The sequence below is a fragment of the Brunnivagina elsteri CCALA 953 genome (assembly GCF_002289455.1).
In the GTDB taxonomy this organism is placed as follows: domain Bacteria; phylum Cyanobacteriota; class Cyanobacteriia; order Cyanobacteriales; family Nostocaceae; genus Brunnivagina; species Brunnivagina elsteri.
In genome coordinates this window covers 1-3,559 of sequence record NZ_NTFS01000543.1, presented here as the reverse complement: position 1 = coordinate 3,559, position 3,559 = coordinate 1, and the positions used below count along the sequence as shown (strand labels likewise).

The following is a 3,559-nucleotide window of genomic DNA, read 5'->3' as shown; positions in this document are numbered from 1 at the left end:
ACCACCACCATAGGTCATCAATATTTTGGCGTTAGTTGGGATTTCTGTGGCGATGTTTGCGATTTGTCCTTTTCCAAACAGGATTTTGACTGGATTGTGGAAGCTAAAGTTTTGCATCGATCGCACCTCGGAAATTTCTAGAGACTTAGTAATATTGTAGCTAGGATGACTGAATTTAAGTTTTTGGGCTTTTTAGCTACATAGCTGGTATTTGGAGTAATTTGACGATTTAGGTTCCCACTCCTGTTGCTGATGCGGGATTTTGTCCGGTAATAATGCGATCGCACACAACTACTTTGGGTTGAGAATTCGCTACTTTCTCGATATTGACACCAAGTTTTACTAATTCCGACTCTAGCAAAAACGGCACTACTTCAGTTAATCCCACTGCTGCTTCTTCTTCGTTGGTGAAAGATAAGGATTTTGGGTTGGGTATTAGTAAAACTGCATAAAATATTGCCTTGCTACATACAAACGAGTAGTTGAACCTCGCAATTCAAATCAAAGGATGAAAGTGATGAAGAAACTGATTAAAAACCTGTTGTTGGGATTGACAATTTTGCCATTAAGTATGTTAGTTCCTTCTGGTAATGCTCAGGCATCGTTTGCTGTTACACAATGGTTTTTTGGGAATTGGGATTGTACGATTGATGGTAGACCTGCAAAAATGCAATGGAAAGTAGTTGATGATACCCAAGTCGAGTGCGATGGAAATGTTTGTAGTAGTACTTCTGGTGTAAAAGTTGTTGGTCGGTTTAGTGATAATGGTAGTGCTTGGGTTCCTTTGGCAAAACGGAATTCTAACCGCACTGATTTGGGAATTCGTTATTTGGGACAGGAGCAGGATAATTGGTTTTTGCGATTCGATCAGCGTGGACAGTCGGCTAATGGTTGGACTACTTGGCGTGGAAATCGCTATCCGTTGATGTGTCGTAAGATGCCACGGTAATTACTGGTGTTGTTTTTTCTGGGTTGAATATCGGTTGATTTGCTATTTCTCAACCGATGTTTCCGGATTTACACTTAATTAGCGAAGCTTTCCGTAGGAATCGCGCTTGGGTTTGGTTTCAGTGTTTTACCTGATTATTTATGTGCCGAATGGGTGGAAAATCGACGTTTAACTTTGGTTCTCAAACCGGAACATTTGGTGACAAATCAAATTTGGCTGGCTTATCGCAAATCTGAGCGTCACACAGAAAAGGTGAAAATTCTATTAAGTATCTTGGGATAGATGTAATATCACATCCTTTTAATTAATTTAGAAATGTCAGTTACGAACTGTAAACTATTAAAAAAATATGTAATGTTAAATCAGGTTATTTGAATTAATGTGACTTGATTTGTTGATTTTTCCAATTTAGAAGTTGCATTAGTTTTACTAATACTCGCTCGACGTATAAAATCTTAATTTTGAATTAAGATTAATGAGGATTATCTAAGGGTGACTTGGGCAATGTTAATATCCCCAATATCTTTCTTGGTAAGGATTCTATAGGGGTTAGTTGATATTTTGACTAGGCTGAAAATTACAAGATGATTTAAGAAAAGTGCATACAAATACACAACCAATTATCAAAAGACTTGCCTAGAATATAGCTGGGGGAGATAAAACAGGACTTGCCCAGTAATTGGTAATCGGTAATTGTCAATCCTGAATTTGTATTAGTTAAGTAAATTGCTCGTCAATTGCGACAAAGAACAACTAATCAGTCTCCAACTTAAAGCCTTGATTGCCGAATATTCAAGCACGTACCAAATTCAGTAAATCAAAAAAACAAATTCTATAAAGTCCTGAAAAAACTAAATCCCAGAGGTATTTTATGTCTAATTTACTCGAACAATTGCGGAAAATGACTGTTGTGGTAGCCGATACTGGAGATATTGGTGCGATCGCAAAGTTTACACCACGGGATGCTACCACCAATCCTTCTCTGATTACAGCAGCAGCGCAAATGCCAGAGTATCAGGAAATTGTTGACCAAACTCTGCTGAATGCGAAAAACGATCTTGATGCTGGTACTCCAAAATCCCAAATTTTATCATTAGCATTCGATCGCTTGGCTGTTTCCTTTGGTTTGAAAATTCTCGAAATTATTCCTGGTCGTGTTTCCACTGAAGTTGATGCTCGTTTATCCTATGATACGGAAGCGACTGTAAAAAAAGCACACGAATTAATTGCTCAATACAAAGCTGCTGGTGTTGACAAAGAACGGGTATTAATTAAAATCGCTACAACTTGGGAAGGTATTCGCGCTGCGGAGATTCTCGAAAAAGAAGGTATCCATTGTAACCTCACCTTATTATTTGGTTTGCACCAAGCGATCGCATGTGCTGAAGCTGGTGTAACTCTGATTTCTCCGTTTGTTGGACGCATTTTCGACTGGTACAAAAAAGAAAGTGGACGCGATAGCTACCCCGCAGCAGAAGACCCAGGTGTATTATCTGTCACTACAATTTACAACTATTACAAGAAATTTGGCTACAAGACTGAAGTAATGGGCGCAAGTTTTCGGAACCTCGGCGAAATTACTGAGCTTGCTGGTAGCGATTTACTAACAATTTCTCCCCAACTCTTGGCGGAATTACAAGCTACCACTGGTGAACTTCCCCGCAAACTCGATCCTGCAAAAGCTGCATCGATGTCCATTGAGAAAATTACGATGGATAAAGCTAATTACGATAAGATGCACGCTGCTGATAAAATGGCAAATGAAAAGCTTGATGAAGGTATCAAGGGTTTTACTAAAGCTTTGGAAAGTCTCGAAAAATTATTAGCAGAACGTCTTGCTAAACTTGAAGGAAGTAACTTAGAAAAGGTTGCTTAGGAGTTAAGAGAAAAATTCTGAGTTCTGAATAGTTCTTAATTATTTCCCCAATTTCTTATGGAAGTTGGGGATATTTTCATTTTGTTGGATTTAATCTAAATCTACATGAATTCGACGGAACCTCTCCCTGATTTTTGCTTTACAAAAATCGTCCCTCCCGTGCGAGGGCAGGGATAAGAATAGAAAGAAAATTTGATATTTTAAGTCTCTCTCTTTATAGGAGAGAGATTTAGAGAGAGGTCATATTTTATTCGTATTAGCTTCCTTCCCCAGAGGGATGCTCACATTAAATCTGCTAAACAATCCTTGTTTTCGTTGATTTTGTTTGACTTTTTGCTGTTGCGATCGCTTGATTTTAAATCGGCTGAAAAATCCTGATTTTTTCTGCTTTACTTTTGGTTTCTTTTCACGATTTTTAAAGCCAAATCCCTGCCAAAATCGACGACGTTGGGGTTTCTTTTCGGCATTTGGTTGCTTTTGGGAAATTAAAATACCTTCACTGGGAGAATTATTTTGTTGTTTTTCTGGTTCAGAATTTAAGTTATTATTTAATTTATGAGAATTTAATTTATCGATGGAATCAATAGCTGAACTTAAACCCGTTGCTGGGAATATGGGGAAGGAAAGCAAAGAAAGAATTAAGATAAGAATTAATGATTTCTGGTTACTGTGTTTCATTTTCTACCTTTGTGAGTAGTCAAATTGACTATACTACAAACGGCTTAAAATTTGAC

The 3,559-nt window shown here is 37.8% G+C and carries 5 protein-coding genes and 1 pseudogene; 3 read left to right on the top strand and 3 right to left on the bottom strand.

Annotated features, from left to right (window positions below; genetic code table 11):
• A pseudogene (locus tag CK510_RS33715) lies at positions 1–117 on the bottom strand (NADH-dependent alcohol dehydrogenase); the annotation flags it as partial.
• Positions 118–229: 112 nt separating this feature from the next.
• Positions 230–388: a type 1 glutamine amidotransferase family protein gene (locus CK510_RS32135; protein WP_158224984.1), complete on the bottom strand. Its 159-nt coding sequence runs from the start codon at positions 386–388 to the stop codon at positions 230–232.
• Positions 389–517: 129 nt separating this feature from the next.
• On the opposite strand from CK510_RS32135, the gene CK510_RS28020 reads away from it, so the two are divergent.
• The 3 genes from CK510_RS28020 (at position 518) to CK510_RS28010 (ending at position 2,825) form a co-directional block, all read left to right on the top strand.
• Positions 518–949: a DUF6006 family protein gene (locus tag CK510_RS28020; RefSeq protein ID WP_095724770.1), complete on the top strand. Its 432-nt coding sequence runs from the start codon at positions 518–520 to the stop codon at positions 947–949.
• A 99-nt stretch (positions 950–1,048) separates the two neighbouring features.
• Positions 1,049–1,231, top strand: a complete 183-nt coding sequence (locus tag CK510_RS28015; protein WP_095724769.1) for a LysR substrate-binding domain-containing protein — start codon at positions 1,049–1,051, stop codon at positions 1,229–1,231.
• A gap of 589 nt (positions 1,232–1,820) precedes the next feature.
• Positions 1,821–2,825: a transaldolase gene (locus CK510_RS28010; protein WP_095724768.1), complete on the top strand. Its 1,005-nt coding sequence runs from the start codon at positions 1,821–1,823 to the stop codon at positions 2,823–2,825.
• 240 nt (positions 2,826–3,065) lie between these two features.
• On the opposite strand, the gene CK510_RS28005 is transcribed toward CK510_RS28010, so the two are convergent.
• Positions 3,066–3,503, bottom strand: coding sequence for a hypothetical protein (locus CK510_RS28005; protein ID WP_095724767.1), 438 nt, complete (start codon positions 3,501–3,503; stop codon positions 3,066–3,068).
• Between the last annotated feature and the right edge of the window lie 56 nt (positions 3,504–3,559).

Excerpts from the sequence above, each read along its gene's own strand:
- CK510_RS28020 (WP_095724770.1), top strand. The coding sequence starts at position 518 with ATGAAGAAACTGATTAAAAACCTGTTGTTGGGATTGACAATTTTGCCA.
- CK510_RS28010 (WP_095724768.1), top strand. The coding sequence starts at position 1,821 with ATGTCTAATTTACTCGAACAATTGCGGAAAATGACTGTTGTGGTAGCC.
- CK510_RS28005 (WP_095724767.1), bottom strand. The coding sequence starts at position 3,503 with ATGAAACACAGTAACCAGAAATCATTAATTCTTATCTTAATTCTTTCT.